This is a genomic window from Microbacterium xylanilyticum (assembly GCF_054654695.1).
This window is the reverse complement of the sequence record NZ_BAAIEN010000002.1, coordinates 2,905,467-2,931,744: the sequence shown is the minus strand read 5'-3', so window position 1 is coordinate 2,931,744 and position 26,278 is coordinate 2,905,467. Positions and strand designations below refer to the sequence as shown.

The following is a 26,278-nucleotide window of genomic DNA, read 5'->3' as shown; positions in this document are numbered from 1 at the left end:
ATCCGCGGTCCCCGTCTCCTGTGCGGACCGGTCGTCGAGAGCCGGCCGGCCGCGGTCGGTCAGTGCGGCAGGTCGAGCGGCTCGATGGGCTGCGTGTCCTGCAGCAGGTGCTCGGGGGTCGCCCGCGACGGGGCGAGCGGCAGGGAGACCGTGAACGTCGCACCTCCGCCGGGGGTCTCGGTGACCTGCACCGAGCCGTTCAGCGCCTGCACGATCGAGGCGACGATGGCCAGGCCCAGGCCGGCGCCACCGGTGTCGCGCGTGCGCGACGTGTCGGCGCGCCAGAAGCGCTGGAAGATCTGGTCGCGGATCTGCTCCGGCACGCCCTCGCCGTGATCCACGATCGAGAACCAGCCCACGCCGCGCCGCCGGTCGGCCCCCACGACGACCTCGATGGGAGAGTCTCCCGGCGAGAAGCGCCGGGCGTTGCCGAGCAGGTTCGCGATGACCTGGCGCACCTTGTTCTCCTCCCCGAGCACGATCGGCGGGGTGGAGACGGGGGCGACGACCGCCTCGGAGAAGTCGATCTCCGGTACCGGGCTGCCCTCGCGCGGCCGGCGGCGCAGGATGGCCGGGATGCGGGCGCGGGCGTTCACGGGCCGCGACGTCGGGGCGGGGCGCGTGATGGCGGCGACCGAGGGCTCGAGCTCCTCCGGGGCAGGCGGCTCCGCGGTCGTGTCGACGACCGTCACGGTGCGCTCGGGCGCGGCGGCACGCAGGTCGAGTGCGGCGTCCTGCGCGAGCGGACGCAGGTCGAGCGGCTCGATGGTGAGTTGGCGCTGCTCGTCGAGGCGGGCGAGGGCGAGCAGATCCTCGACGAGCACGCCCATCCGCAGCGCCTCCTTCTCGATCCGGTCCATCGCCCGGGCGGTGTCCTCGTCGCCCTTGATGGCGCCCATCCGGTAGAGCTCGGCGTAGCCGCGCACGCTCACGAGCGGGGTGCGCAGCTCGTGACTCGCGTCGCCGACGAAGCGGCGCATCTGCTGGACCGATCGATCCCGCTGCGCGATCGATGCATCGAGGCGGTCGAGCATCGTGTTGATGGCGCCGTTGAGGCGGCCGACCTCGGTCGTCGGCTCGAGGTCGGTGAGGCGCTGGCTGAAGTCTCCGGCGGCGATCGCCATCGCGGTGGATTCCACGCGCCCGAGCCGGCGGAAGGTGAGCGTGACCAGTCCGCGGGTCGCGAGCGCGGCGATGATGATCGTGACGAGGGCGACGGTCGTGAACACCCCGAAGAACGTCGCGATGATGCGGTCCGGCTCGTCCAGCGACAGGGCGACCACCTGGATGAACGTGATGTTGGTCTTCGGATCCTCACGGACCGCGACCGCGGCGCGGAACTCGGATCCGTCGGCACCGTGCAGCACGAGAGGGTCGGTGCGCTCGGCGTCGATGGTCGCCGTTGCGAGCGGATACGAGGCCGGGAAGGCGGGCTTGGTCGCCTTGGGGGCTCCGCCGCCGGAGAGGATCAGCGCGCCCTGGGCGTCGTACACCGCGACGAAGTACTCGGACAGTCCGAGGCGTTCATCCTTCAGTGCGGCGCTGAAGCCGCCGGTGTCCTTGTTCGGCGTGATCGTCGCGAGGTCGCTGGTGACGAGGGTGGGCAGCTGCGACTCGACGTTGTCGATGAGGAGGTTGCGCAGGATCGGCATCGTCCCGATGCCGGTCACCACGAGTCCCAGCGCGAGCACGCCGACGGTGACGCCGGTCACCTTCGCGCGAAGGCTGATCCGGCGCCACCACCGCGTGATCGCGTCGGCCTCGCCCATCCGCTACGCGGTCTTCCCCACTTTGAGCATGTAGCCGAAGCCGCGCTTGGTCTGGATGACGGGCTCTTCGGTGTGCGGATCGATCTTGCGGCGCAGGTAGGAGATGTAGCTCTCCACGATGCCGGCGTCGCCGTTGAAGTCGTACTCCCAGACGTGGTCGAGGATCTGGGCCTTCGACAGCACCCGGTTGGGGTTGAGCATGAGGTAGCGCAGCAGCTTGAACTCGGTGGGGCTGAGTTCGATCGGGGTGGATCCGACGAAGACGTCGTGGGTGTCCTGATCCATCGACAGCTCGCCGGCGCGGATCACCGACTCCTCATCCGCCTGCATCGTGCGTCGCAGGATCGCCTGGGCGCGGGCGACGATCTCGTCCAGAGCGAACGGCTTGGTGACGTAGTCGTCGCCCCCGGCGTTGAGACCCTCGATCTTGTCCTCGGTGTCGTCCTTCGCGGTGAGGAAGAGGATCGGCGCGGTGAATCCGGCGCCGCGCAGGCGCTTGGTCACGCTGAAGCCGTTCATGTCGGGCAGCATCACGTCGAGGATGATCAGGTCCGGCTCCTCCTCGAGCACGGCGGAGATGGTGGCCGCACCGTTGGCCACCGTCTTCACCGAGAAGCCGGCGAAGCTCAGGCCCGTGGAGAGGACATCGCGGATGTTGGGTTCGTCGTCGACGACCAGGATGCGCGCTTCAGTCATGCCCCCCATTATGGTGACCGGATCGGTGTTCGGGCTGATTGCGGCCTATTCCCTGGCGAAGCGGAGCGCGGGGGTGCAGAGTGAACGCATGAAGATCGACATCATCGAGCACGAGCCGCCGTACCGCGTCGGCGTGATCATCGGCAGCCTGTCCCGTGAATCCATCAACCGCCGTCTGGCGAATGCGCTGACGCACCTGGCGCCGGAGGGCTTCGAGTTCTTCGAGATCTCCTACGCCGACCTGCCGCTCTACAACCGTGACCACGATGCCGACTATCCCGAGGTCGCGCTGGATTTCAAGGACGCCGTCGCGAGCGCGGACGCGCTGCTGTTCGTCACGCCCGAGTACAACCGCTCGCTGCCGGGACCGCTGAAGAACGCGATCGACTGGGGCAGCCGGCCCTGGGGGCAGAACGTATGGGAGCACAAGCCCGTCGGTGTGATCGGCGCCTCGGCAGGGGCGATCGGCACCGCCGTGGGGCAGCAGTCGCTGCGCAGCATGCTGAGCTTCCTGAATGCGCGGCAGATGACCTCGCCTGAGGCGTACATCCACTACACGCCGGGCCTCGTCGACGACGAGGGGAACGTCACCAATGCCGGCACCGAGGACTTCCTTCGCCAGTTCATGACCGCCTTCGCGGAGTACACGGCGCGCGTGCTCACGGTCATCCCGCAGAGCTGAGCCGTCGGGGACTCGTGCAGGGGGATCCGTCAGGCCGGATCCCTACCACCTGACCGGGCGATAGCATCCCGTGCATGGAGGATGAGGACGGAGGCGACGCCGTCTGCTGGCTGTCGAGGGTGTGCCCCGAATGCGGGGCGCTGCTCGACGATCTCGCCGTTCCCTGCTGGCGCTGCGGGCTGAAGCCGGGGGAGCAGCCGCGCCTCTGATCGCGGGCGGTCCGGGGGGGGGCCGTCTGCGCCCTGCTCGCCTCGATGATCGAGCGTCAGCGCCCGAGTGCCGCGTCCACGGCGCGGGCGATGACGTCGTCGATCCGCACATCGGGATCGACGGTGAGTCGATGCAGAAGGGCGCCATCGCACGCCGCCATCAGGAACGGCGTGTTCCGCGCCGCCGCCTCGCCTCCGAGGTCGGTGAGCACGCTGCGGATCCATGCCTCCATGCCGAGCCGCTGCTCGCGCAACGGCCGGATCGCGTCGGCGTCGGCTTCGAGGAACAGCGCGTACCTCGCCCGCGTGCGGGAGGCGAGCGGCCCCGCCTGCGCCGCCGCCATGCGGCAGAGCAGATCCACCAGCTCGTCCCGGCTGTGCGGATCGGGCGCGCCTCCGTCGCTGCGCTCCTGCTGGGCCAGCCATTCGACCACGCCCGCGACGAGCGCCGCCCTGGTCCGGAAGTGGTTCGAGGTCGATCCGGCGGGGAGCGAGGCGGCCGCATCCACTCGGCCGTGTGTGAGGGCCCGGATGCCCTCGGTCCCGATCAGGGCGACCGCCGCGTCGAGGGCGCGGTTGCGGGTGCTGCTCATGGGATGAGCGTAGAACACTATCTTCGTAGTGACTATTTACTATGAACGTAGTAAAATCGGATCCCGGGCCGGCGCGGCCCGCGAGGTGCGACGAGGAGGTCTCACCATGGGCATTCCGGTGTCTTCAGAAGGATCCGTCGGTCGCCGATGGTCGCCGCCGCTTCCCGACGCGGACGGCTTCGAGCACGCGATCGTCGAGACCGCAGGGCTGCGCACCCACGTCGCGACGATCGGTCAGGGGGAGGCCGTGGTGGCAGTGCACGGCTTCCCGATGCACTGGTGGCAGTGGCGGGAGATCGCACCCGCGATCGCCGCGCACGGTTACCGCGTGATCTGCCCGGATCTGCGTGGCTCCGGGTGGACCGAGGCCGACGATCCGCGCTTCCGCGCCGAGTCGCAGCTCGACGACGTCGAGGCTGTGCTCGATGCGCTCGGTGTGGAACGCGCGTTCTTCCTCTGCCACGACATGGGCGCGATCTCGGGGATGCAGCTCGCCTATCGCAGCCCGGAGCGCATGCGCGCGATCGTCCAGGTCGCCGTGCCGCCGGGATTCATGGAGTTCAGCCCGAAGGTCATCCCCGCGTTCGGGCACATGCCGGCTCTGCTCCTGCATCGTCCGGGGCGGTCGCTGCGATACCTGTTCCGCGACGCTACGTGGCGCAGCCGATGGGCGACGCGACGATCGACGCGTATCTCCGCGTCCACGAACGGCCGGAGATCGAGCGCGCGGTCGCCGCGCTGTATCGCGGGATGGTCGTCCCCGTCTCGATGCGGCTGATGAGCGGCGTCTACAAGCGGATGCGGCTGCACCCGCCGATGCTGTGCGTGTTCGGCGACCGGGACGGACCCTTCGCCGAGGCGACGGTTCGCCGCATCTGCCGCGACCATGCCCAGCACGCCGACCGGTTCGAGCTGGCGTTCGTCGACGATGCCGCCCACTTCCTCACCGATGATGCGCCAGACGACGTGGCGCGTCTCGCGCTGGACTGGTTCAGTCGCGAGGGCTGAACGCGGCCTGCGGGCCCGCGGGTGCGCTCAGGCGGCCTCGAGCTCGTGCGCGTCCATGATCGTGTAGCTGTAGCCCTGCTCCGCGAGGAAGCGCTGCCGGTTCTGCGCGTAGTCCTGGTCGACGGTGTCGCGCGCGATGAGCGTGTAGAAGCTCGCGGTGTGGCCGGACTGCTTCGGCCGCAGCAGCCGGCCCAGGCGCTGCGCCTCCTCCTGGCGGGAGCCGAAGGATCCGGAGACCTGGATCGCGACCGACGCCTCGGGAAGATCGATCGAGAAGTTCGCGACCTTCGACACCACCAGCAGCTCGATCTCGCCCTCGCGGAACTGCCGGTACAGCTCCTCGCGCTCGTCCACCGGCGTGGCACCGGTGATGGACGGCGCGTCGAGCGCCGCGGACAGCTCCTCGAGCTGGTCGAGGTACTGCCCGATCACGAGGATCCGCTCGCCGGCGTGCTTCGCGATGAGCTCGCGCACCGCGGTGATCTTGGCCGGCGCCGTCGCCGCCAGGCGGTAGCGCTCGTCGTCGGTGGCGGCCGCGTACTCGAGCCGCTCATCCGGCGGCAGATCGACGCGCACCTCGTAGCAGGCGGCGGGGGAGATGAAGCCCTGCGCCTCGATCTGCTTCCAGGGTGCGTCGAAGCGCTTGGGGCCGATGAGACTGAACACGTCGCCCTCGCGGCCGTCCTCGCGCACGAGCGTCGCGGTGAGGCCGATCCGGCGCCGTGCCTGCAGGTCGGCGGTGAGCTTGAACACCGGGGCGGGCAGCAGGTGCACCTCGTCGTAGACCACGAGGCCCCAGTCCATCTCGTCGAGCAGGCTCATGTGCGCGTACTGCCCCTTCCGCTTCGCCGTGAGGATCTGGTAGGTCGCGATCGTGACCGGCTTGACCTCCTTCACCTGCCCCGAGTACTCGCCGATCTCCTCGGGGGTGAGGCTGGTGCGCTTGATGAGCTCGTCGCGCCACTGCCGGGCGGAGACGGCGTTCGTCACGAGGATCAGCGTGGTCGTCTTCGTGGCGGCCATCGCGCCGGCGCCGACGATGGTCTTGCCGGCACCGCAGGGGAGCACCACGACGCCGGATCCGTCCTTCGCGAACGCGTCGACGGCCTGCTGCTGGTAGGGGCGCATCGTCCAGCCGTCCTCGGCCAGGGTGATCTCGTGCGGCGTGCCGGGGGTGTAGCCGGCGAGGTCCTCAGCGGGCCAGCCGATCTTCAGCAGCTCCTGCTTGATCTGGCCGCGCGCCCAGGCGTCCACGGCATAGGTGTCGGGGGACGGGTGCCCGATGAGCAGGGGCTGGATCCGCTTGTTGCCCGCCACCTGAGTGAGCACGGCCGGATCCGTGGAACGGAGGATGAGGGCGCCCTCCTCGTCGCGTTCGATGACGAGGCGGCCGTAGCGATTCACGGTCTCGCGGATGTCGACCGACACCGACGGCGGCACGGGGAAGCGCGACCAGCGGTCCAGGGTCTCGAGCATGTCGTCCGCGGTGTGCCCGGCGGCCCGGGCGTTCCAAAGGCCGAGCCGGGTGATCCGGTAGGTGTGGATGTGCTCGGGCGCGCGCTCCAGCTCGGCGAAGATCGCGAGCTCGTGCCGGGCGCTCTCGGCGTCGGCATGTGCGACCTCGAGCAGCACGGTGCGGTCGCTCTGGACGATCAGCGGGCCATCAGACATAGCGAACCAGTCTACCGGTCGCCGGTGCCGGGACGGGCGGACGGGCGTGCCCGCCCCGAAGCCGCCTCAGGTGCCCGGGTTCTCGAGCGCGCGGGTGGCGAGGATGGAGCGGATCGGGAGAGTGCGTTCGACGTCGCTCGCCCGATCGCGTCCGCGCAGGCGCCCGCCGCCGAAGCCGGTCACCTCGAGCACCAGTTCGCGCGTGGTGCCGTCTGGCATAGCGACCTCGACGGCCAGCACGGCGCGCTGCTTCGCCGCGTGCTCGAGCTCGCGCTCCAGCCAGGCCGCGTCCGCGTTCTCCTCCCGCGCCTCGCGGAGCCGGGCGATGAGCGCCGCGTAGCGCGCCCGGTCATCGGGAGCAGCGGGCGCGCTCGCCGCGGTGGTGCGCACGGGGCGCTCCACCGCGCCGCCGGCGTCGACCAGCGCCGCCGGGTAGTGCTCGTCGGTGAGCGCCCAGAACACGGTGTCGCGGTTCACGCGGGTGGTCAGCGAGGTCGCACCGTCGGCCGCCGTCTCCCGGACGAGCCCGAGCGGGCGCAGGGCCTGATCCACGTCGATCGCGCGCAGCAGGTGCTCGTCCGCGCTGCGCACGCGCGTGCGGCCGGTCTCGGGATCCGTGCCGACCTGCACCTGGCCGTGCCGGCCGGCGCTCTGCGTCAGCAGGTAGCGCAGCGGCTGCGGCACACCGGTGAGGGAGATGCCCTCGAGGAAGGCCAGCACGCCCTCCTCGGTCTCGCCGGCGGAGAGGGCACGGCTCAGGGAGTCGGCCGTGAAGCGGTAGGAGGACGCCTGGCTGGCCGACTCGCGCGCCGCCATCCCGCGCAGGCGCAGGTCCAGGGCGGGCAGGAGCGGTCCCGGCGCGATCGCGGTGAGGTCGTTCTGCAGGAAGATCCGGTCGACCTCGGCCGGCACGTAGGCGCTGAGCGCATCCGGCTCCGGGTCGGCGCCGAGCCGCGGGGCGCGCGCCCACGGCGTCTCCGCGAAGGTGCCTTCGGCGGCGGTCTCCGCGTGCGGGGCTCCGGGCGCGGCCTCAGAGCCGCCGGCGACGAGACCCAGCAGCCGGGCCTGCCGGATCAGCGCGTCGGCGCGGTCGCCCCATGCCGGGTCCCACGGGTGCTCGTCCCGCCAGGAGGGCAGCGGGATCCAGCCGCCCTCCGACGTGCGCAGCGCCTCGGGCAGCGCAGCCCGGAAGCCCGCGACCAGCCGGGCCCAGCGCTCGAGGCCGGCCAGTCGCAGCCAGGCGGCGCCGTCCTCGGAAAGGTGCAGACTGCGGTCGATGGGCCGCAGCAGGCCCGCGCCGATGCCGAGGGCGAGGACATCGTCGAGGAGCGCCGCGTCGTCGGGCAGCCCGCGCTCGACGAGGCGGCGCTTCTCGGACAGTCCCACCGTGCCTGCGGCGAGCAGCGGGAGCGGACCCTCCTCGGCCAGCAGCAGGGTGTCGGCGAGGGTCGCGACCGTGGTGAAGGCGCGTTCGGCGGCCCGGGCGACGGCGGGCTCTTCCGCCTCCTGGGGCGCGTCGGGCGCCTCCGTCGGCGGGATGGTGCGCCCCGCGACCGCGGCCGCGACCGAGGGCGGCAGCGGGCCACCCGAGGCCGGCAGCAGGGCGAGCGCGCGCAGAGCGTCCGCCGCGGCGCCCGCATCGGCCCCCGTCGCCGCGTCGAGGAGTCCCGAGGCCTGCGCACGGGTGAGCCGGGGGAGGATCTTCGCGATCGAGGCGGGATCCAGCAGCGCTTCCGCAGCGTCGAAGAAGTCGTTCCATGACGCGTCGGGTCGCACGTCGCGCTGACGGAACAGCGCGGCGAGCTGCTCGTCGGTGCGCGCGGACAGCGCCTCGGCGAGAGGGCGCGCGTGGGTGCTCATGGGAGAACAGCTCGCAGGGCGTCAGGAACGCCGGGCTGCGCGGCCTCTCCGCACGAAGCTCATGATGAGCAGCACGACGATCATGAGGAACGCGATCGGCAGGCCCCAGAACGGGAAGACCCCCACGATCGGCCAGGCGCCGTGCGTGAAGTCGGCCTGCTTCATGCCGAAGGCGGTGCCGAGGATGATGGTGAAGAAGCACAGCACCGACAGGGCCGCGAGCGTCAGCGAGCCGAATGTCAGGAACCGATCGATCCCGCGGATCTCCGGTTCGGGGGCTGGCGGCCGAGTGCTCATCCCCACCAGCCTACCCGCTCGACGACGGGTAGGCTGGTGTGTGCGGGTTCCCCCGCGCACCGAGAGGGTCCCGCCGGATCCTTCTTCCCCGAACGATGCAGCGAGGTTTCTGGAATGCCCACCGGCAAGGTCAGGTTCTACGACGACGAGAAGGGTTTCGGCTTCATCACCACCGATGACGGCCAGGACGTCTTCCTGCACGCCACGTCCCTCCCCGCCGGGTCCACGGTGAAGGCCGGCACCCGCGTCGAATTCGGTGTGGCCGACGGCAAGCGCGGACTCCAGGCGCTCTCCGTGCGCGTGCTGGAGGCGCCGGTGAGCCTCGCGAAGGCGAAGCGCAAGCCCGCGGACGACATGGCCGTGATCGTCGAGGACCTCGTCAAGCTCCTCGACGGCATCGGCGGCGACCTGCGTCGCGGCCGCTACCCGTCGTCCAGCCACGGCCGCAAGATCGCCGCCGTGCTGCGCAACGTGGCCGAGGACTTCGATGCCTGAGACCGGCCCCGACGCGGTCGAGTCGGCTCCGGCGCCGCAGCCGGACGCCGTGGCGCCGGCCGTGGAGGTCGCGGTCGCCGCCGAGGAGCCGCTCGACGTGCCGCTTCCGAACGAACGGCTGCTCGGTGCGCGTGACCTGGCGCTCGCCGCGCTGCACGAGATCACCCCTCCGGCGACGGTGGGACCTCCCGCGGGCTACCTGCCCGAAGCGGACGGCGTGATCTCGCTGCGCTTCGAGAACCGGCTCGGCGGCTATCCGGGCTGGTACTGGACCGTGTCTGTCGCCCAGGTCGGCGACGAGGAGCCGACCGTCCTGGAAGCCGAGCTGCTGCCGGGTGAGGGCGCGCTGCTCGCGCCGGAGTGGGTCCCCTGGGCGGAGCGCCTCGCGGAGTACCGCGCGCATCAGGCGGAGCTCGCCGCGACCGCGCAGCACGACCCGTCCGACGGGGAGTCGGAGGATGCCGACGAGCTCGAGGAGGACGCGGACGTCGACGACGTCGACGCCGACGACCTCGAAGACGACGAGCTCGAAGACGACGAGGAAACCGCCCGGCCGCGGCTGCACGCCGGGGACCTGGACGGCGTCGACATCGACGAGCTCGACGACTCCGCCTCCAGGGAGGGCGACGCGGCTGACGAGCAGCACGGCGATGAGGACGACGACGACGCGGACGATGAAGGCGACGAGGACGACGAAGACGACGAGGACGACGCAGCAGAGGAGGAGTGATCCTCCGGCCGTGCGGACATGAGAAAGGGCGCCCCTGCGGGAGGCGCCCTTTCTCATGTCCGATCTGCGCGCGTCACGCCTCGCGGTGCTCCAGCACGTAGTCGATCGAGCGGATCAGCTGGCGCACGTCGTCGGGCTCGATCGAGACGAACGTCGCGATGCGCAGCTGGTTGCGCCCGAGCTTGCGGTACGGCTCGGTGTCGACGATGCCGTTGGCGCGCAGCGTCTTGGCCACAGCGGCGGCGTCGACGGACTCATCGAAGTCGATGGTGGCGACCACGGGGGACCGGTCGGCCGCATTCGTCACGAACGGCGTCGCGACCGCGCTCGCCTCGGCCCAGCGGTACAGCTCCTGCGAGGACTCGCTGGTGCGTGCGGCGGCCCAGGCGAGGCCCCCGTTGCCGTTGATCCACTGCAGCTGCGAGTCGAGGAGGTGCAGGGTGGTCAGTGCGGGGGTGTTCAGCGTCTGCTCGAGGCGGGAGTTGTCGAGCGCGTTCTTCAGGCTGAGGAATTCCGGGATGTACCGACCGGAGGCGGCGATGCGCTCGATGCGCTCGATCGCGGCCGGCGAGACCGCCGCGAACCAGAGCCCGCCGTCGGATCCGAGATTCTTCTGCGGCGCGAAGTAGTACACGTCCGTCTCGGTGACATCGAGGTCGATGCCGCCGGCCGCACTCGTCGCGTCGATCACGGTGAGCGCGCCGTCGGCGGCGACGCGGCGGATCGGCGAGGCGACGCCCGTCGAGGTCTCGTTGTGCGGCCAGGCGTAGACGTCCACGCCCTCGACCACCTCGGCCTCGGCGCGCGAGCCCGGCTCCGCGTTGCGAACGTCGGGCGCCTGCAGCCACGGCGCGGCCGCGGCCTTGGCGAACTTGCCGCCGAACTCGCCCGAGACGAGGTTCTGGGCGCGGTTCTCGATGAGGCCGAACGCGGCGGCGTCCCAGAACGCCGTGGATCCGCCGTTGCCGAGGATGATCTCGTAGCCCTCCGGAAGACGGAACAGCGACGACAGGCCCTCGCGGACACTGCGGACGAGGTTCTTCACGGGGGCCTGCCGGTGCGACGTGCCCAGCAGGCTCGATCCCACGGCCGCGAGGGCGCTCACCTGCTCCGGGCGGATCTTGGACGGGCCGCATCCGAAGCGGCCGTCGACGGGCAGAAGTTCGCGGGGAATCTCGATCGCCATGCACAGATTCTAGGTGTGCGCGCGGGGGCGGCCCTTCCCGTGTGACGCCGCACGACGTGCCCTCCGAGGCGGCGGTGTCCTGGCGCCGCCCGGCAGAGCCGGTGCTCATCCGCAGAAGGTAGGCTTGCCTAACAGCAGCTCCTGCATCCGCAGCACCATCACCCAGGGGGATCCATGGCCGATCTGATCGACACCACGGAGATGTACCTCCGCACCATCCTCGAACTCGAGGAGGAGAACATCGTCCCGCTGCGCGCCCGCATCTCCGAGCGCCTCGGGCACTCCGGCCCCACGGTGTCGCAGACGGTCGGGCGGATGGAGCGCGACGGCCTCGTGGTGGTCTCCGAGGACCGCCGGCTGGAGCTCACCGAGGCCGGGCGCCGCAAGGCCGTGGACGTGATGCGCAAGCACCGCCTCGCGGAGCGGCTGCTGTCGGACGTGATCGGGCTGGACTGGGCCTACGTGCACGAAGAGGCCTGCCGCTGGGAGCACGTCATGAGCGAGCAGGTGGAGCGCCGCCTCGTCGAGCTGCTCGGCTATCCCACCGAGTCGCCGTACGGCAACCCGATCCCCGGGTTGGATCAGCTCGGCGGCACCCCGGCGCGCACCTTCGACGAGGGCGTGATCGGTCTCGTCGAGCACATGAACACCGCCGGCGTGCCGACCGAGGGCACCGTGCGCCGTCTGGCCGAGCCGGCGCAGGTGGATCCGGAGCTGCTGGAGCAGCTGCGTGATGCCGGCGTCGTCCCGGGGGCGCGCGGCCGGTTCCGCTTCAACGAGGGATACGTCCTCATCGAGGTGGACGGGCAGGACGAGGGGCTCGAGCTGCCCGTCGAGCTCGCGTCGCACATCTTCCTCGTCGCCTGAGCCTGAACGTCCGCTGTGCGGCGATCGGCGGATCCGCGGGAAATCGGCGTTCAGCGGATCCCAGGCCGATGTGACGGGTCCGTGACTTCCCGGTAGCGTCGATAGCGCCCGTCGTCCCCGACTCGTCGACGGAGTCCACGACGCTCGCCTCATCGGCCCGTCGCCGTCGTGGGCAGACGTGCGTCCGCATCTGACGGACAGAGCAGACGACGACGGACCGGCGCGAGCGCGCAGAGGCCGGAGGACAGACCTTGCCTGACACCACGATCGAGCCCACCGGCGCGCTGCCCCCGGCCCCGTCGAACCGCACCCCGGGGCATCCCCTCTCGGTCGCGCTCGTGCGTCCGATTCGCGCCGTCGCCACCCTCGGAGCTGTCGGCGCGCTGGTGGCCGCCATCGCCCTCCCGGCCTTCGCCTCGGCCGCCGCGCCCGCCGATGCCGGCCCCGTGACCACCGAGCAGCTGGCCGCGGACAACGCGCAGTCGATCGTGGTCGCGTCCGACGCGACGCAGGCGCCGAGCGCGCGCGAGCAGTTCACCGCCACCACCCCCGACGAGATCGAGAAGCAGAAGGCCGAGGCGGCTGCCGCTGCACGTGCCGCCGCCGCGGCGACCGTGTCCGCCTCCCGTCCGTCGACGGCGGGGCTGGCCCTGGTCGCCCCGGGTTCGGGCGCCGTGCGCTACCCCCTGACGAGCTTCACCCCCGGCGAGGGACCGGGATCCGGCCGCGGCCACGAGGGCTGGGACATGATCGCGCCCGAAGGGACCCCGATCTACGCGGCGGCGGCGGGCACGGTGTCAGCGTCCGCCGAGAGCATCGGCGGCTATGGCGTCTCGATCATGATCATGAGCGAGCTCAACGGCACCATGGTGGAGACCCGGTACGCGCACATGGTCTACGGCAGCCGCATGGTGGAGGCCGGCGACCAGGTGCAGGCGGGCCAGCTGATCGGCCTCGTCGGCAACACCGGCAACTCCTACGGCTCCCACCTGCACTTCGAGGTGCGCATCGGCGGATCGGTCATCGACCCCGAGCCCTGGCTCGCGGCGAACGCCGGCTGATCCGGTCGCATCGGTCGCGCTCCGGCTCGCGGCGGAAGCGCTCCCGGGTGAACAGCCGGGGGCCTTCCTGTGAATTCAGGGGTGACAGGATCATCACGATCGGGTAACGTCGGGGAGGTCGTCGGCGAGAAGCCCGCCGACGATCGCCGCGGCGGAAGCCTCCCGGTTCGTCACCGTCACGGTTACCCTGAGCACGATGCAGGACGTCGTGCGCGAATGCGGACGAGCCGGCGCACGGCGCCGAGGCCTGGAGGAAAGCCCTGTGGCTGGAGAACTGGAAGAAACCTCGAAGTCCGACCTGGCGCGCTCGACCCGGAGCACGACGTCGGCATCCGTCGCACGATCCGTGGTGCGGCCCATCCGCACGGTGGCCATCCTCGCCGCCGTGGGTGCGCTGGTCACGGCGATCGCCCTCCCGGCGCTGGCCACGGGCGCGCCCGCCTCGGCCGGTGCATCGCCCGCGACGGCGCAGCAGCTCGCCGCTCACAACGCGCAGTCGATCGTCGTCGCCTCGGAGGCCACGCAGGCGCCCACCGCCCGCGAGCAGTTCACCGCCACGACGCCCGACGAGATCGCGCAGAAGAAAGCGGCCGAAGAGGCGAAGGCCCTCGAGGCCGCGAAGGCCGCGGCGCTCGCCTCGGCCTCGGCCATGACCGCCTCGGTCCGCACCAGCATGCCGTCCATCGCGCAGCCCGGACAGGTCATCTACCCGATGGTGGCCGGCAGCTACACCTTGAGCGACGGCTTCGGCGCCGCTCGCAGTGGCCGCAGCCACATGGGGCAGGACTTCGCCGCTCCGGTCGGCACCCCGATCTACGCGATCGCCGACGGCTGCGTCACCATCTCCCAGGGCAGCTACGGCGGCTACGGCGAGACGATCGAGATCTCCCATCCGGCGCTGAGCGCCTCCGGCGCGCTCTCGACGCTGTACGGTCACATGAGCTACCGAGCGGTCTCCGCCGGCCAGTGCGTCACGGCGGGGCAGTACATCGGCGACGTGGGCGCCACCGGCTGGGTGTCCGGATCCTGCCTGCACTTCGAGGTGCTCATCAACAACACCGAGATCGACCCGCTCGCGTGGCTCGAGGCCAACGTCCTCTGACCCGACACGGACGCCGTTCACCGGAAGTTCTCCGTGTCGTCGCGCCCCGATGGGTTAGCCTGATCCCGTCGTCGCAAGGGCGGAGGAACACGATGGGACGAATACCGGCCATCCGAACCACGGATGCACTCGGTCGCCTCGTCCTTCGGCATTGCCCGCTGGATCTGCACGGAGTCCCCGTGCGCTCACGGCGCTGTCTCTCGTAGACAGCGCCGTTCTCATTTCCAGCGGACCCTCCGCCTGCGCACGGTCGAGAGCCCGGGAAGCCATCCCGGGCGGATCGAAGGGATGCAGGATGCGCACACTGGTGCTCAACGCAGGGTACGAACCGCTCGCCGTCGTGTCGTTCCGACGCGCTCTCGTGCTGGTGATGAACAAGAAGGCCTCCGTCGTCGAATGCGTCGACGACGATCCCGTCTGGGCGGCGAGCGGACGCTTCGACCGGCCCGCCGTGATCGTGCTCAGCCGCTATGTGCGAATGCCCAGGGCGCGGCACGCCCCCGTGACGCGACGCGGGGTGCTTCGGCGTGACGGCAACCGCTGCGGATACTGCGGGAAGGCGGCGTCCACCATCGACCACGTGCTGCCGCGCTCGCGTGGAGGGAAGAACTCCTGGGAGAACCTCGTCGCGTGCTGCCTGCGCTGCAACAACGTGAAGAGCGATCGCACGCCGCAGGAGATGGGCTGGGAGCTGCGTCTGACGCCGGGGCCGCCGCGGGGGACCGGATGGACCGTGCGCGGATCCGAGCGCAGCGACCCCAGCTGGGAGCCCTATCTGGCGATGGCGGCGTAGGGCGTCACGGGCGGTCGATAGACTGGCATTTGCGCCTTCGTAGCTCAGCTGGATAGAGCAGCCCTCTCCTAAAGGGCAGGTCGCAGGTTCGAATCCTGTCGAGGGCACGAGGTGGAAGGGGTCGCCCGGATGGGCGGCCCTTTCACCTCTTTCACCCTCGACAGGCAGGGGCCCCAGCGCAGAGGCTCCGCGCGTCGCGAATGCGACGTGTGGACAAGCGTCTGGGGACGCGAGGGCACGCAACCAGCCTCGAAGGGACCCGATCAAGGATCGGATCCCGAACCCGCCTACTCGCACGGACCGTTCAATCGCCGCACCTCGACGACGAAGAGAGGGACCACTCTTCCGAGTGATCCCTCTCTTTGTCGCGAGTCGGGTTCAGTGCGCGGCGCGGTAGGCCTCGATCACGTCGGCGGGGATGCGGCCGCGCTCGGAGAGCTTGTAGCCGTTCTCACCGGCCCAGGCGCGGATCGATGCGGTCTCCGGGTTGCGGTTCGGGCGCTTGGATGCCGCAGCCGGACGTGCGTTCCCGGCGCGCTGCGTGCGACGTCCGGAGGAGATGTACGGTGCGAGCGCCTCGCGCAGTTCCGCCGCGTGTGCGCTGGTCAGGTCGATCTCATATGCCGAGCCGTCGAGCGAGAAATGCACCGTCTCGCCTTCTCCGACCTCGAGAACCGAACCGTCGATGTCGTCGACGAGCTGATGAACGATTTTGCGTGCCATGGCGATAAACCTACGGGCAGGAAATGCGCCTGGCAATCATTCGAATGCGGAATGTCATGAATGGCCATGATCGATGAGTTTCAATCCGACAATGCAGCCGACCAATCCGAGGATGAGCAGGATCCGGATCCAGGAGACATCGGAATCGCCGGTGATCATGGCCCAGACGACCGTGAGTGCGGCGCCGATCCCCACCCAGACGGCATAGGCGGTCGCCGTCGGGATGTCGCGCATCGCCCACCCGAGCCCGAACATGGACGCGGCGAGACCGACGACGAACACGACGCTGGGCCAGAGCCGGGTGAAGCCTTCCGACTTGCCGAGCGCGGTCGCCCACACGGCTTCGCACATTCCCGAGATGATGAGCACGATCCACGCCATGGCGGGCCTCCTGAGAGCCGGTCTTTTCGCTGTCCGGGTACTGGCCCGCCTCGTCCGGGTGCGCGAGCGCGCTGTTCCGAGGATACCGGGCGCGCCTGAGCAGGAGCAGGGCAGAGCCGTGCTCCCGTTCGGCGATCAGGGGATGAGTCCGTCGCGCCGGGCGCGTGCCACGGCCGCGTGCCGGGTCGGCGCATCGAGCTTGGCCATCGCGGTGCCGAGGTACGCCTTCACCGTGGATTCGCGCAGCCCCAGCTCCTCCGCGACCTGAGCGTTGGTCAGACCGAGCGCGGCGCACGCGAGCACGTCGATCTCACGGCGGGACAGGTGCACGTCCGAGGCGCTCGGCACGGTCGCCGGCGAGGAGAGCGCCAGCAGCCGGCGCTCGATGTCGCCGAGACGCGCGCGCACCGCCTGATCCTCCACGAGGGCGGCTACGGAGCGCAGCTCCGCGAAGCTCTCCCGCAGCTCCTCGCGGTGCGCGGGGCTCAGCGACGGCGCGGGGGAGGGCGCGGTCGCCGTCCGCAGGCGGCGCTCCACCTCTTCGCGGATGCGCAGTTCGCTCGCGAGCTCCTCGGCGATCTGCATGGCGGGTGCCGTCGCGACGCCGCCCGCCGGAGGCCCGTCCCACGCTCCGGCATACAGGACCCCGCGCGGACGGCCCGCGACGACCACCGGGATCGCCAGCAGGGTGCGCAGTCCCTCGCCGAGCACGAACCCGTCGTAGTCGTGCGTGATCTGCCGGGACGCGCCGTAGTCATGCGTCATGCGCGGGCGCAGCTCGGTCATCGCGCGCCCGCCGAGACCCCGCTGCGGCTGCACGCACAGGCCCTCGAGGCTGCGGGTGCGCGAGCCGACGATCGACGTGACCGGCACCTCACCGCGCGACAGCAGCCCGCCGAACGCCACCGGGAATCGGGTGCGGCGGATCAGCTCGCGCACGGCCTGCGCGACGAGATCCGCATCGGATCCGAGTGTCTCGAAGGTGTTCACCGGCTACCAACTTCCGGGGGTGACGTCCGCGTCCCCGCCTTTCGTAGCGTCGACGGTATCACCCCGGCGCGCATCGGCGCGCGCCGCGGAAACCGATATGAGGCAAGGAGGCCCCGTGTCCGAGTCCACTGACGCGCGCAGCATGCACGCGATCGACTATGTGCAGGTGCAGGAATCTGCGCCGTTCCAGCGGCTGCGCAAGGACCACCGATCGTTCGTGTTCCCGCTCGCCGCCCTCTTCCTAGTGTGGTATTTCTTCTACGTCCTTCTCGCCGCATTCGCGCCGGCGTTCATGGCACAGCGCGTATGGGGCGATATCACGGTCGGGCTGCTGTTCGGTCTCGGCCAGTTCGTGACCACGTTCGCGATCACGATGGGTTATGTCGCATTCGCGAACCGCCGATTGGATCCGCAGTCCGCGGGCATTCGCGAGACGCTGGAGAAGTCGGAGACGGGCGCATGAGCGTGCATTCCACGGCCGGCGCCACGCTCGAGCAGAGCAACCCGGTGCTGAACATCTCGGTGTTCCTCGCATTCGTCGCGGTGACGCTGTTCATCGTGATCAGAGCGAGCCGCAACAACAAGACGGCCGCCGACTACTACGCGGCCGGGCGCAGCTTCTCGGGGCCGCAGAACGGGTTCGCGATCGCGGGCGACTATCTGTCGGCGGCGTCGTTCCTCGGCATCTGCGGCGCGATCGCGGTGAACGGATACGACGGCTTCCTGTACTCGATCGGATTCCTGGTCGCCTGGCTGGTGGCGCTGCTGCTGGTGGCCGAGCTCATGCGCAACACCGGGAAGTTCACGATGGCCGATGTGCTGTCGTTCCGGCTCGCTCAGCGTCCGGTGCGGATGGCCGCGGCGCTGACGACGCTCGCCGTCTGCTTCTTCTACCTGCTGGCGCAGATGGCGGGGGCGGGCGGTCTGGTGTCGCTCCTGCTCGGCATCAGCGACAAGCTGGGGCAGTCGATCATCATCGCCGTCGTCGGCGTGCTCATGATCGTGTACGTGCTCATCGGCGGGATGAAGGGCACGACCTGGGTGCAGATCGTCAAGGCGGGCCTGCTGATCGCCGGGGCGGTCGCGATGACGGTCTGGGTGCTGGCACTCAACGGCTTCAGCCTGAACACGCTGCTGGAGAGCGCCGTCGCCGCATCCACCTCCGACCCGAAGGACGCGATCCTCGGCCCCGGTCTGAAGTACGGCGCGAACCCGTGGGACTTCATCTCGCTCGCCCTCGCGCTGGTGCTGGGAACGGCGGGCCTGCCGCACGTGCTGATGCGGTTCTACACCGTGCCCACCGCGAAGGAGGCCCGTCGCTCGGTCGTCTGGGCGATCTGGCTGATCGGCATCTTCTACCTGCTCACCCTCGTGCTCGGCTACGGCGCCGGCGCGCTGGTGGGCCCGCAGGCGATCACGACGGCGCCGGGCGGGGTGAACTCGGCAGCGCCGCTGCTGGCACTGCATCTCGGCGGACCCGTGCTGATGGGCTTCATCTCGGCGGTGGCGTTCGCGACGATCCTCGCGGTCGTCGCCGGCCTCACGATCACGGCGGCCGCGTCGTTCGCGCACGACATCTACGCGAACGTCGTCAAGCGCGGCAGGAACGGCGACGGCGTGGCCGACCCCGACGGGGAGGTGCGCGTCGCGCGCCGCACCGTGATCGTCATCGGCGTGCTGGCGATCCTCGGCGGCATCGGGGCGCAGGGGCAGAACATCGCGTTCCTCGTCGCCCTCGCGTTCGCCGTCGCGGCGTCCGCCAACCTGCCGACGATCCTGTACTCGCTGTTCTGGAAGCGCTTCACGACCCGTGGCGCCGTCTGGAGCATGTACGGCGGCCTGGCGGCCGCGGTCATCCTGATCGTGCTGTCGCCGGTCTTCTCCGGGAAGCCGACGTCGTTCCTGCCCGGCGTGGACTTCGCGATCTGGCCCCTGGAGAATCCGGGGATCCTGTCGATCCCGCTCGGCTTCCTGCTGGGCTGGCTCGGATCCGTGCTCGACCGAGGCACCGAGGATCGCCGCCTCGCCGCCGAGATGGAGGTGCGGTCGCTGACCGGCTACGGCGCGGAGAAGGCGATCGAGCACTGAGCCGCGTCCGCCCCGGCGGCCTACACGCCGGGGCGGACGCCGTCCACGGGAGGACGGTGCGCGGCGGCGTCGGCCTCCAGGTCCAGCAGGTACCGCTTGCGCTCGGGATGCGCGCCGTACTGCCCCGGGGAGCCGTCGGCGCGCACCACCCGGTGCACGGGCACGACGATCGAGAACGGCGTGGTGCGGCACGCGGTGCCCACCGCGCGCGCCGCCCCGGGACTCCCGGCGAGCGCCGCGACCTCGCCGTAGCTCGCGGTCTCACCCCACGGGATCTCGCACACGGCCTGCAGCGCGGCGCGACTGAAGCCGTTCGCGAGCCGCCAGTCGAGCGTCACGTCCCGATCGAACCGGATCGGCTCGCCGTCGAAGTAGGCGCGCAGCAGCGTGTCGATCTCGGCGCCCGCGCCAGGATCCGGCTCGGGCACCGCATGCAGCATCCGCGCGACGGCCTCGAGCGCCCAGGGTGAGCGGCGGTGCATCCCCTCGGGGAGGTCGAAGGCGACCAGGCCCTCGTCCGAGAAGACGAGGAGGGCATCCCCGAACGGGGTGTCGGCGAAGTCGTAGCGGTAGCTCATGTCCCCATCCTCGGGTACGTCGCCGACAGGCGCTGCGGCGGAGACGCAAAGGGTGGGTTCCGTCGGGAAAACGCCCGCTGTGGAGGAAGAAAGGGGAGGAATCCGGCAAAACCCAGCGGATCTGACGGTTCCACACGGTCGGCCCGCCTAGTCTTTGTCGTGTGTGGCGACGTGATGGGAAGAGTGCGGAGGACACGTCCGTGACCCCCAGCGACGTCGACGTGTCGGAGCCGGGGGTGCGCGTCGCGCACGTCGCGACGACCGAGCGGGCACGGCTGAGGGCCGAGGCGGCCGAACTGGGCGGACCCTCGCCGCTGACCGCGTACCGCGATGTCGCAGCCGGGGGGATCGACATCTCCCGTGCGCACCCCGGAAGCCTGCCGCAGTTCATCACCGGCCGCTCGACGCTGCTGTCGAATCTGTTCCGCGACGAGGTGGGACTGCGCAACGCCCGCCTCGCCGCCGATCGCATCACGGCGAAGAACACGGAGCTGCGCACCGTGCGCGGACTCGACGCCGTGCATCTCGCGGTGGGCCTGTGCACCTGGCGCATCGGCGGTGTGGACTACGCCGCCCCGATGCTGCTGCGCCCGCTGGCGATCCGCCGCCACTACGCCGACTACGAGCTGAAGCTGCACGGCCAGTTCTTCCTCAACCCGGAGCTGGTCCGCATCGCGCGCGACCACTTCGGGATCACGATCGACGACGCCCGGCTCGCGGCCCTCGCCTACCAGAACGGCGTGTTCGCCCCGCAGCCGGCGATCGACATGCTGCGTGCGGCCACGAAGTCCATCGACACGTTCTCGGTGCAGCCGCGCATGGTGGTGTCCACCTTCGCGGACGTCGGGACGGTGATGGCGCGCGATGCCCACGACCTCGACCACCCGGTGCTGAACGCCCTCGCCGGCCACGCAGCCGACCGCGAGCGCGTCAGCTCCCCGGGGCCGGTGCCCTCGACGGCGGGGCCGGACGACCGTGCACCCGCCTCGGACAACCTGCTGCTGGACGCCGACCACGAGCAGGAGCAGGTGCTCGCCCGGATCGCCGCAGGACACTCGCTGACCGTCTCCACGCTGCCCGGCACCGGGGGCACGCAGACGGTGATCAACGCGATCGGCGAGCTCGTGCGCGCGGGCCGCCGCGTGCTCGTGGTCTCGCCGCGCCGCTCCACCCTCGACGGCGTGCGTCATCGCCTCGGCGGCATCGGGCTGGACGGCTTCGCGGTGTCGCCGGCGTCGGTGCGCCGGGATCTGGTGCGCGCGATCGGGCGCAACGAGAAGGCCGCCGCACCGAAGCTCGCCGAGATCGACGACGCCCTGGTGCGCCTGCGCACCGTGCTGCTCGACTATCGCCGCGCGCTCACGCAGCCGGATCCGGCGCTGGGCGCCAGTGTGCTCGACGCCACCCGCATGCTGACCAGGCTGGCGCTGCTGCCGGTGCCGCCGACCACGACTGCCCGGCTGGGACGCCAGGCGCTGCAGAACCTGGCAGAGGACCGGACCCGCGCGGCGGAGGCGCTGGCGCAGGCGGCGCGGCTGGGGGAGTTCCGCTTCGGCCCGGACGACTCGCCCTGGTACGGCGTGGTCTTCTCGTCCACCGACGAGGCGCACCGCGTACACGCGCTCGCGGAGAACCTGCACGCCCGCACGGTGCCGGACCTGTTGGAGCAGGGCTATGAGCTCATCGCCCAGACGCGGATGCGGCCGTTCGCGACGATCGCGGAGCTCGGCGAGTACCTGCGGCTGCTGCGCGGTGTCCGCGACTCGCTGGACCGGTTCACCCCTGCGGTGTTCGAGCGTCCGCTCGGCGAGCTCATCAAGGCGCACGGCAGCCGGCGCGATGCACCGACAATGACCGGGGCGAACCGGCGGCGCCTGCGTCAGCTCGCCAAGGAGTACGTGCGCCCGGGCGCCCACGTGGGCGACATGCACGAGGCCCTCTCGCGGATCCAGGCGCAGCGCACCGAGTGGCAGCGCTACGTCGACGCCGGGGTCGCGCCCGAGGTGCCGCTGGGACTGGCCGACGCCTCGGTGGCCTGGCGCGAGGTGGATGCGCAGCTCGCCGAGCTCGACGCGGCGCTGGGGCGGCGCGAGCCGCTCGCCACGCTCCCGGTCGCGCGTCTGCTGCGCACGCTGGCGGGCCTGGCGGCGAAGTCCGACGTCTTCGAGAACCTCATCGAGCGCGCCCGCCTCCGCGACGAACTCGCCTCGCTCGGGCTCGAGCCGCTGCTGCTCGACCTGTCGACGCGGCACCTGTCGGAGGACCGGGTCGGCGTCGAGCTGGAGTACGCCTGGTGGCAGTCGCTGCTCGAGCAGGCGCTGCGGCAGAACCGCTCGCTGCTCGGCGCCAACACCGCGGTCGTCGACCAGCTGGAGCGGGACTTCCGCCTCGTCGACGAGGCGCACGCCGGGGCCGCGGGCCCGCTGCTGGCCTGGCAGCTGAGCGGACAGTGGAAGATCGGCATCGTCGACGAGGCCACGGAGGCGCAGAACCTCCGGCACGCGCTCACGCAGCCGCGCACCACCGTCGCGGAGCTGATGGCCGCCGCCCCCACGCTGATGCGCGTGCTCGCGCCGGTGTGGATCGCGTCGCCGTATCAGGTCCCGGATCTGCCGGACTCGGTCGAGTTCGACACCGTGATCCTCGTCGACGCCGCCGCGATCAACCTCGCCGAGGCGACGCCGGCCATCCGGCGTGCGCGCCAGATCGTCGCGTTCGGCGACCCGGTGCTGCAGAAGCCGACGCCGTTCCAGGTCGCGACGGTCCCGGACGAGGAGCACGAGCCGGAGGAGCCCTTCGACGAGGTCTCGGTGTTCGAGCGGCTCTCCGAGCTGCTCCCGGTCGTCACCCTCACGCGCAGCTACCGTGCCGGCGGGGAGGACCTCGCCTCGCTCATCAACGACGCGTTCTACGGCGGCGAGATCGTGTCGCTGCCGTGGGCGGGTTCGTATCTCGGACGCGGATCCCTGGCTGTCGACTACGTCGAGGGCGGCGTCGGGATCCCGCACCCGGACACGGGCGCGATGGAGAGTCCCGAGGCCGAGGTGGCCCGGGTGGTCACGCTGGTCGTGGAGCACGCCGTGCACCGTCCGGCTGAGTCGCTCATGGTGGTCACCGCGAGCCGCACGCACGCCGAACGGGTGTTCGCGGCGGTGTCCGTGGCGTTCGCCGGGCGCAGCGACGTGGCTGAGTTCGTCGGCAGGGACACGCAGGAGCCCTTCATCGTCCTCACGCTGGAGGAGGCGGCGGCGGAGAGCCGCGACCGCGTCATCTTCTCGCTCGGCTTCGGCGTCACCAAGCACGGGCGCGTGCTGAGCGACTTCGGCGACCTGTCCTCGCCCGACGGCGACCGCCTGCTCGCGATCGGGATGACCCGGGCGCGTCGGTCCATGGTGATCGTGTCGTCGATCCGCCCGTCGTCGTTCGACGAGGGGCGCCTCGAGCACGGCGCGGCGACGCTCATGTCGATCCTCGGCGACCTCGCCGGTCACGCGCGCGAGGAGCGCGCGGAGGACCAGGCGGATCCGCCTCACCCTCGCCCTCGCGCGGGAGCTGCGCCGACTGGGCATCTCGGTCGACGTCGACTACCGCGGCCTGCTGCCGCTGGTCGCGCAGCACGCGGGCAAGGCCGTGGTCATCGAGCCCGACCCGGAGTCGCGGCCGGAGTCGCTCCGCGAGACGCTGCGGCTGCGTCCGCAGGTGCTGCGGCGGCTGGGCTGGCACTACATCCGCGTGCACGCGTTCGATCTGTACAGCGACCCGGCGGGGGTCGCACGCCGCATCGGCGAGGTGCTCGGGGTGCCGCTGGACGCGCCGCGCGTGGACGGCGACACGCAGCCGCTCGACGTCGACGATGCCTGAGGACCCGCGAGACGGCACCGCGGCCGAGGGATCGCGCCAGCGGATCGTGCGGGTGCGCGGATCCCGGCGCGCGAAGCTGACGCCTGCTCCGGGCACGCATGCCGAGCCGGACGAGCGCGACCGCGAGGCGACCAGTGCGGCGGGCTCCGGCGCGGGCTCCGGTCCGAATGACGACCGGATGCGGCGCGAGGTTCCGCCGCACTACTGACCGGCTGTCGGCGCCGGAACGCACGACGCCCCGGTCGCCACGAGGGCGCCGGGGCGTCGGTGTCCGGTCTGGATCCGGTCAGGCCGAGCGCTGCTTCTCGAGCAGGTCGCGGATCTGGATGAGCAGCACCTGCTCGCTGGGCAGCTCCTCGGGTGCCTCGGGGACGCCGGCCTTCGCGGCCTGGCGCTCCTTGAACTTGTTCATCGGCATGACGAGGAACAGGTAGACGACCAGGGCCACGGCGACGAAGTTGATGATCGCGGCGATGATGGCGCCGATGCCGAAGTGCGCGTCGGCGAACACGCCCGGGATCGTGATCGTCCACTTGGCGAGGTCACCCGACGGGACGAGGGCTCCGATCAAGGGGTTGATGAACTTCTCGACGATCGTATTGATGATCGCGGTGAACGCCGCGCCGATGACGACTGCGACAGCGAGGTCGATGACGTTGCCGCGTGTGATGAATTCCTTGAAACCCTTGATCATTTCTTTGTCTCCCCTGAAGTTCGGCCTCAGGATCCCGAGGCCGGTGCGGAGGCGGGCGCCGGCTTGGCGCTCGCCGTGGATTCCACCTTCGATGATGCACCCGAAGTGGAGGCGGAGCCGGATCCCGCGCGGGAGTCGGTGCGATAGAAGCCCGAGCCGTTGAATGTGACGCCGATGGAGCCGTACTCCTTGCGCAGGCGTCCGTGGCATTCCGGGCACTCGGTCAGGGCGGCGTCGGAGAAGGACTGCACGGCGTCGAAACGGTGGCCGCAGGCGGTGCAGGCGTAGGAGTAGGTGGGCATGGGGCCTCGCAGGTCTCGGATCGGACGGGTCAGGTCAGGGGGAAGACGACGGTGCGCCGGGGCGTGACCGCGCCGGTGACGGGCTGGTCGTGCACATCGCGCGGCACCTCGTCGAGGATCTCGGAGTCGAACACCACGGCATAGGTGGGCGGGCACTTCTGCATCGAGCCGAGCGTGCGGTCGAAGTAGCCACGGCCCCAGCCCATGCGCATGCCGGTGCGGTCCACGGCCGCTGCCGGGACGAGGAGCAGGTCGACCTCGTCGAGCGCCATCGGATTCAGGATCTCACCGGTCGGCTCGGGCAGCCCGTGCAGGCCCGTCGCGATCTCGTCCTCGGTGCCGGCGACCGCCCAGTCGAGGAGGCCGTCCTCACGGGTGATCGGCAGCAGCACGCGGACGCCGCGGGCGACGGCTTCCCGGATGAACCGGCGCGTCCCTGGCTCCGTCGTCGTGGACAGGAAGCAGGAGATCGAGCGGGCGCCGGTCGATGCGACCAGGTCGTGCAGACGGGCGGTCAGGGCCGCCTCCGCCTCCGCGCGCTGCGCATCGGAGAGCAGGGCGCGGCGCTCGCGCAGATCGGCGCGCAGCGCGCGTTTGGCATGGTCGATCGCGCCCGGCATGGCCCCGATTCTACCGGGGCCCGTCTGTGCCGATCGCGGGTGCGGATCCGCGTCGTCCGGTGGTCGCAACCGGCCCAACGCCGGGTGCGCGCCCTAAGCTGAGCAGATGACGAAGGCACGCATGAAGGCGGTCATCCCCGCGGCCGGTCTGGGCACGCGCTTCCTCCCGGCGACGAAGGCCATGCCGAAGGAGATGCTGCCCGTCGTGGACAAGCCGGCGATCCAGTACGTGGTCGAGGAAGCGGTGGCCGCGGGCATTCAGGACATCCTGGTCATCATCGGGCGCAACAAGAACGCGATCTCCAACCATTTCGATCAGATGCCGGAGCTGGAGGGGAAGCTCAGCGAGAAGGGCGATCACAACCGGCTTGCCCGGGTCGTCGCCTCCAGCGACATGGCGGACATCCACTATCTGCGCCAGGGTGAGCCGAAGGGGCTCGGCCATGCCGTGCTGCGCGCGCGCACGCACGTGGGCGACAGCTCGTTCGCCGTGCTGCTCGGCGACGACCTCATGGACGAACGCGATCCGCTGCTCACGGCCATGATCGCCGAGCACGAGCGCAGCGGTGCGGCCGTGATCGCGCTCATGGAGGTGGATCCGGAGCAGATCCACCTGTACGGCACCGCCGCCGTCGACGGGACTCCCGATGGCGCCGCCGACGACGTGCGGCGAGTGACCGGGCTCGTCGAGAAGCCCGCGCGCGAGGATGCGCCGTCGAACCTCGCCGTCATCGGCCGCTACGTGCTGCCGGCCGCGATCTTCGACATCCTGGAGCGCACACCCGCCGGCAAGGGCGGCGAGATCCAGCTCACGGATGCGCTGCAGGTGCTGGCCGCCGATCCGGACGGTCCTGGCGTGCACGGCCTGGTCTTCCGGGGCCGACGTTACGACACGGGCGATCGCCTGGAGTACATCAAGGCGATCGTGCAGCTCGCTGCCGACCGCGACGACCTCGGGCCGGACCTGCGGGCCTGGCTCAAGGAGTTCGCCGAAGGGATCTGAGCGGCTCGTGGACATCTCG

The 26,278-nt window shown here is 70.8% G+C and carries 28 protein-coding genes, 1 tRNA gene, 1 pseudogene and 1 riboswitch; of the genes and pseudogenes, 16 read left to right on the top strand and 14 right to left on the bottom strand.

What is annotated here, in order from left to right:
- Window positions 1-59: 59 nt before the first annotated feature.
- Window positions 60-1,769, bottom strand: a complete 1,710-nt coding sequence (locus tag ACYQ1L_RS14675; protein ID WP_460004808.1) for a sensor histidine kinase — start codon at window positions 1,767-1,769, stop codon at window positions 60-62.
- Window positions 1,770-1,772: 3 nt separating this feature from the next.
- Window positions 1,773-2,465 carry a response regulator transcription factor gene (locus ACYQ1L_RS14670; RefSeq protein ID WP_159575299.1) on the bottom strand — a complete coding sequence of 231 codons (693 nt, stop codon included), beginning with the start codon at window positions 2,463-2,465 and terminating at the stop codon, window positions 1,773-1,775.
- Window positions 2,466-2,553: 88 nt separating this feature from the next.
- On the opposite strand from ACYQ1L_RS14670, the gene ACYQ1L_RS14665 reads away from it, so the two are divergent.
- Window positions 2,554-3,147: an NADPH-dependent FMN reductase gene (locus ACYQ1L_RS14665; protein ID WP_460004807.1), complete on the top strand. Its 594-nt coding sequence runs from the start codon at window positions 2,554-2,556 to the stop codon at window positions 3,145-3,147.
- A gap of 74 nt (window positions 3,148-3,221) precedes the next feature.
- On the top strand, window positions 3,222-3,356 hold the full coding sequence (locus tag ACYQ1L_RS14660; RefSeq protein ID WP_460004806.1) for a hypothetical protein: 135 nt from the start codon (window positions 3,222-3,224) through the stop codon (window positions 3,354-3,356).
- Window positions 3,357-3,412: 56 nt separating this feature from the next.
- Here ACYQ1L_RS14660 and ACYQ1L_RS14655 read toward each other — a convergent pair whose 3' ends face one another.
- Window positions 3,413-3,949 (bottom strand): TetR/AcrR family transcriptional regulator, encoded by a 537-nt coding sequence (locus ACYQ1L_RS14655; protein WP_460004805.1) that lies wholly within the window; start codon window positions 3,947-3,949, stop codon window positions 3,413-3,415.
- 106 nt (window positions 3,950-4,055) lie between these two features.
- On the opposite strand from ACYQ1L_RS14655, the gene ACYQ1L_RS14650 reads away from it, so the two are divergent.
- Together ACYQ1L_RS14650 and ACYQ1L_RS14645 are read left to right on the top strand one after the other, a co-directional pair.
- Window positions 4,056-4,727 (top strand): alpha/beta fold hydrolase, encoded by a 672-nt coding sequence (locus ACYQ1L_RS14650; protein ID WP_460004804.1) that lies wholly within the window; start codon window positions 4,056-4,058, stop codon window positions 4,725-4,727.
- Window positions 4,700-4,957 (top strand): alpha/beta fold hydrolase, encoded by a 258-nt coding sequence (locus ACYQ1L_RS14645; RefSeq protein WP_460004803.1) that lies wholly within the window; start codon window positions 4,700-4,702, stop codon window positions 4,955-4,957. The genes ACYQ1L_RS14650 and ACYQ1L_RS14645 overlap by 28 nt, the downstream gene beginning before the upstream one ends.
- Window positions 4,958-4,984: 27 nt before the next feature.
- Here the strand turns inward: ACYQ1L_RS14645 and ACYQ1L_RS14640 are convergent, their stop codons facing one another.
- The 3 genes from ACYQ1L_RS14640 to ACYQ1L_RS14630 form a co-directional block, all read right to left on the bottom strand.
- On the bottom strand, window positions 4,985-6,628 hold the full coding sequence (locus ACYQ1L_RS14640; protein WP_460004802.1) for a DNA repair helicase XPB: 1,644 nt from the start codon (window positions 6,626-6,628) through the stop codon (window positions 4,985-4,987).
- A 66-nt stretch (window positions 6,629-6,694) separates the two neighbouring features.
- Window positions 6,695-8,488 (bottom strand): helicase-associated domain-containing protein, encoded by a 1,794-nt coding sequence (locus tag ACYQ1L_RS14635; RefSeq protein ID WP_460004801.1) that lies wholly within the window; start codon window positions 8,486-8,488, stop codon window positions 6,695-6,697.
- 21 nt (window positions 8,489-8,509) lie between these two features.
- Entirely contained in the window at window positions 8,510-8,785 is a 276-nt protein-coding gene (locus tag ACYQ1L_RS14630; RefSeq protein WP_159575306.1) for a multidrug ABC transporter ATPase, read from the bottom strand.
- Between the two features lie 114 nt (window positions 8,786-8,899).
- Between ACYQ1L_RS14630 and ACYQ1L_RS14625 the strand changes: the two genes are divergently transcribed.
- Together ACYQ1L_RS14625 and ACYQ1L_RS14620 are read left to right on the top strand one after the other, a co-directional pair.
- Entirely contained in the window at window positions 8,900-9,280 is a 381-nt protein-coding gene (locus ACYQ1L_RS14625) for a cold-shock protein (protein ID WP_159575307.1), read from the top strand.
- A complete protein-coding gene (locus ACYQ1L_RS14620; RefSeq protein WP_460004800.1) occupies window positions 9,273-10,010 on the top strand; it encodes a DUF3027 domain-containing protein in 738 nt (245 codons plus the stop codon). Before ACYQ1L_RS14625 ends, ACYQ1L_RS14620 begins: the two co-directional genes overlap by 8 nt.
- 73 nt (window positions 10,011-10,083) lie before the next feature.
- Here ACYQ1L_RS14620 and serC read toward each other — a convergent pair whose 3' ends face one another.
- Entirely contained in the window at window positions 10,084-11,196 is a 1,113-nt protein-coding gene (gene serC / locus ACYQ1L_RS14615) for a phosphoserine transaminase (protein ID WP_460004799.1), read from the bottom strand.
- A 174-nt stretch (window positions 11,197-11,370) separates the two neighbouring features.
- Between serC and ACYQ1L_RS14610 the strand changes: the two genes are divergently transcribed.
- From ACYQ1L_RS14610 to ACYQ1L_RS14590, 5 genes are all read left to right on the top strand, one after another.
- Entirely contained in the window at window positions 11,371-12,063 is a 693-nt protein-coding gene (locus ACYQ1L_RS14610; RefSeq protein WP_460004798.1) for an iron-dependent transcriptional repressor DtxR, read from the top strand.
- 251 nt (window positions 12,064-12,314) lie between these two features.
- The gene (locus ACYQ1L_RS14605) at window positions 12,315-13,124 is read left to right on the top strand and encodes a M23 family metallopeptidase (protein ID WP_460004797.1); all 810 of its coding nucleotides are present in this window, start codon (window positions 12,315-12,317) and stop codon (window positions 13,122-13,124) included.
- 262 nt (window positions 13,125-13,386) lie between these two features.
- A complete protein-coding gene (locus ACYQ1L_RS14600; RefSeq protein ID WP_460004796.1) occupies window positions 13,387-14,226 on the top strand; it encodes a M23 family metallopeptidase in 840 nt (279 codons plus the stop codon).
- A gap of 295 nt (window positions 14,227-14,521) precedes the next feature.
- Window positions 14,522-15,019 (top strand): HNH endonuclease, encoded by a 498-nt coding sequence (locus ACYQ1L_RS14595; protein WP_159575312.1) that lies wholly within the window; start codon window positions 14,522-14,524, stop codon window positions 15,017-15,019.
- Between the two features lie 33 nt (window positions 15,020-15,052).
- Window positions 15,053-15,126, top strand: a tRNA-Arg gene (locus ACYQ1L_RS14590).
- 271 nt (window positions 15,127-15,397) lie between these two features.
- Here ACYQ1L_RS14590 and ACYQ1L_RS14585 read toward each other — a convergent pair.
- From ACYQ1L_RS14585 to ACYQ1L_RS14575, 3 genes are all read right to left on the bottom strand, one after another.
- The gene (locus ACYQ1L_RS14585; RefSeq protein ID WP_460004795.1) at window positions 15,398-15,742 is read right to left on the bottom strand and encodes a histone-like nucleoid-structuring protein Lsr2; all 345 of its coding nucleotides are present in this window, start codon (window positions 15,740-15,742) and stop codon (window positions 15,398-15,400) included.
- Window positions 15,743-15,796: 54 nt separating this feature from the next.
- Window positions 15,797-16,123, bottom strand: coding sequence for a DMT family transporter (locus tag ACYQ1L_RS14580; protein WP_460004794.1), 327 nt, complete (start codon window positions 16,121-16,123; stop codon window positions 15,797-15,799).
- A gap of 11 nt (window positions 16,124-16,134) precedes the next feature.
- Window positions 16,135-16,200: riboswitch (guanidine-III (ykkC-III) riboswitch) on the bottom strand.
- Between the two features lie 58 nt (window positions 16,201-16,258).
- Window positions 16,259-17,113, bottom strand: a complete 855-nt coding sequence (locus ACYQ1L_RS14575) for a LuxR C-terminal-related transcriptional regulator (RefSeq protein ID WP_460004793.1) — start codon at window positions 17,111-17,113, stop codon at window positions 16,259-16,261.
- A gap of 142 nt (window positions 17,114-17,255) precedes the next feature.
- Here ACYQ1L_RS14575 and ACYQ1L_RS14570 point away from each other — a divergent pair, with 142 nt between their 5' ends.
- A complete protein-coding gene (locus ACYQ1L_RS14570) occupies window positions 17,256-17,576 on the top strand; it encodes a DUF485 domain-containing protein (RefSeq protein ID WP_460004792.1) in 321 nt (106 codons plus the stop codon).
- On the top strand, window positions 17,573-19,201 hold the full coding sequence (locus ACYQ1L_RS14565) for a solute symporter family protein (RefSeq protein ID WP_460004791.1): 1,629 nt from the start codon (window positions 17,573-17,575) through the stop codon (window positions 19,199-19,201). Before ACYQ1L_RS14570 ends, ACYQ1L_RS14565 begins: the two co-directional genes overlap by 4 nt.
- A 20-nt stretch (window positions 19,202-19,221) precedes the next feature.
- Here ACYQ1L_RS14565 and ACYQ1L_RS14560 read toward each other — a convergent pair whose 3' ends face one another.
- Window positions 19,222-19,779: a methylated-DNA--[protein]-cysteine S-methyltransferase gene (locus ACYQ1L_RS14560; RefSeq protein WP_460004790.1), complete on the bottom strand. Its 558-nt coding sequence runs from the start codon at window positions 19,777-19,779 to the stop codon at window positions 19,222-19,224.
- A gap of 161 nt (window positions 19,780-19,940) precedes the next feature.
- Between ACYQ1L_RS14560 and ACYQ1L_RS14555 the strand changes: the two are divergent.
- Together ACYQ1L_RS14555 and ACYQ1L_RS14550 are read left to right on the top strand one after the other, a co-directional pair.
- Window positions 19,941-23,640, top strand: a pseudogene (locus ACYQ1L_RS14555) (AAA family ATPase).
- Window positions 23,633-23,848: a hypothetical protein gene (locus tag ACYQ1L_RS14550; RefSeq protein WP_460004789.1), complete on the top strand. Its 216-nt coding sequence runs from the start codon at window positions 23,633-23,635 to the stop codon at window positions 23,846-23,848. Before ACYQ1L_RS14555 ends, ACYQ1L_RS14550 begins: the two are co-directional and overlap by 8 nt.
- A 78-nt stretch (window positions 23,849-23,926) precedes the next feature.
- Here ACYQ1L_RS14550 and mscL read toward each other — a convergent pair whose 3' ends face one another.
- The 3 genes from mscL to ACYQ1L_RS14535 are packed head-to-tail and all read right to left on the bottom strand — an operon-like array spanning window position 23,927 to window position 25,256.
- Complete coding sequence (gene mscL / locus ACYQ1L_RS14545) at window positions 23,927-24,334, bottom strand: large conductance mechanosensitive channel protein MscL (RefSeq protein WP_460004788.1); 408 nt, start codon at window positions 24,332-24,334, stop codon at window positions 23,927-23,929.
- 26 nt (window positions 24,335-24,360) lie between these two features.
- Window positions 24,361-24,636: an FmdB family zinc ribbon protein gene (locus tag ACYQ1L_RS14540; RefSeq protein WP_460004787.1), complete on the bottom strand. Its 276-nt coding sequence runs from the start codon at window positions 24,634-24,636 to the stop codon at window positions 24,361-24,363.
- Between the two features lie 29 nt (window positions 24,637-24,665).
- On the bottom strand, window positions 24,666-25,256 hold the full coding sequence (locus ACYQ1L_RS14535) for a 5-formyltetrahydrofolate cyclo-ligase (protein WP_460004786.1): 591 nt from the start codon (window positions 25,254-25,256) through the stop codon (window positions 24,666-24,668).
- A 106-nt stretch (window positions 25,257-25,362) separates the two neighbouring features.
- On the opposite strand from ACYQ1L_RS14535, the gene galU reads away from it, so the two are divergent.
- Window positions 25,363-26,259, top strand: a complete 897-nt coding sequence (gene galU / locus ACYQ1L_RS14530) for a UTP--glucose-1-phosphate uridylyltransferase GalU (protein ID WP_460004785.1) — start codon at window positions 25,363-25,365, stop codon at window positions 26,257-26,259.
- Window positions 26,260-26,278: the final 19 nt, after the last annotated feature.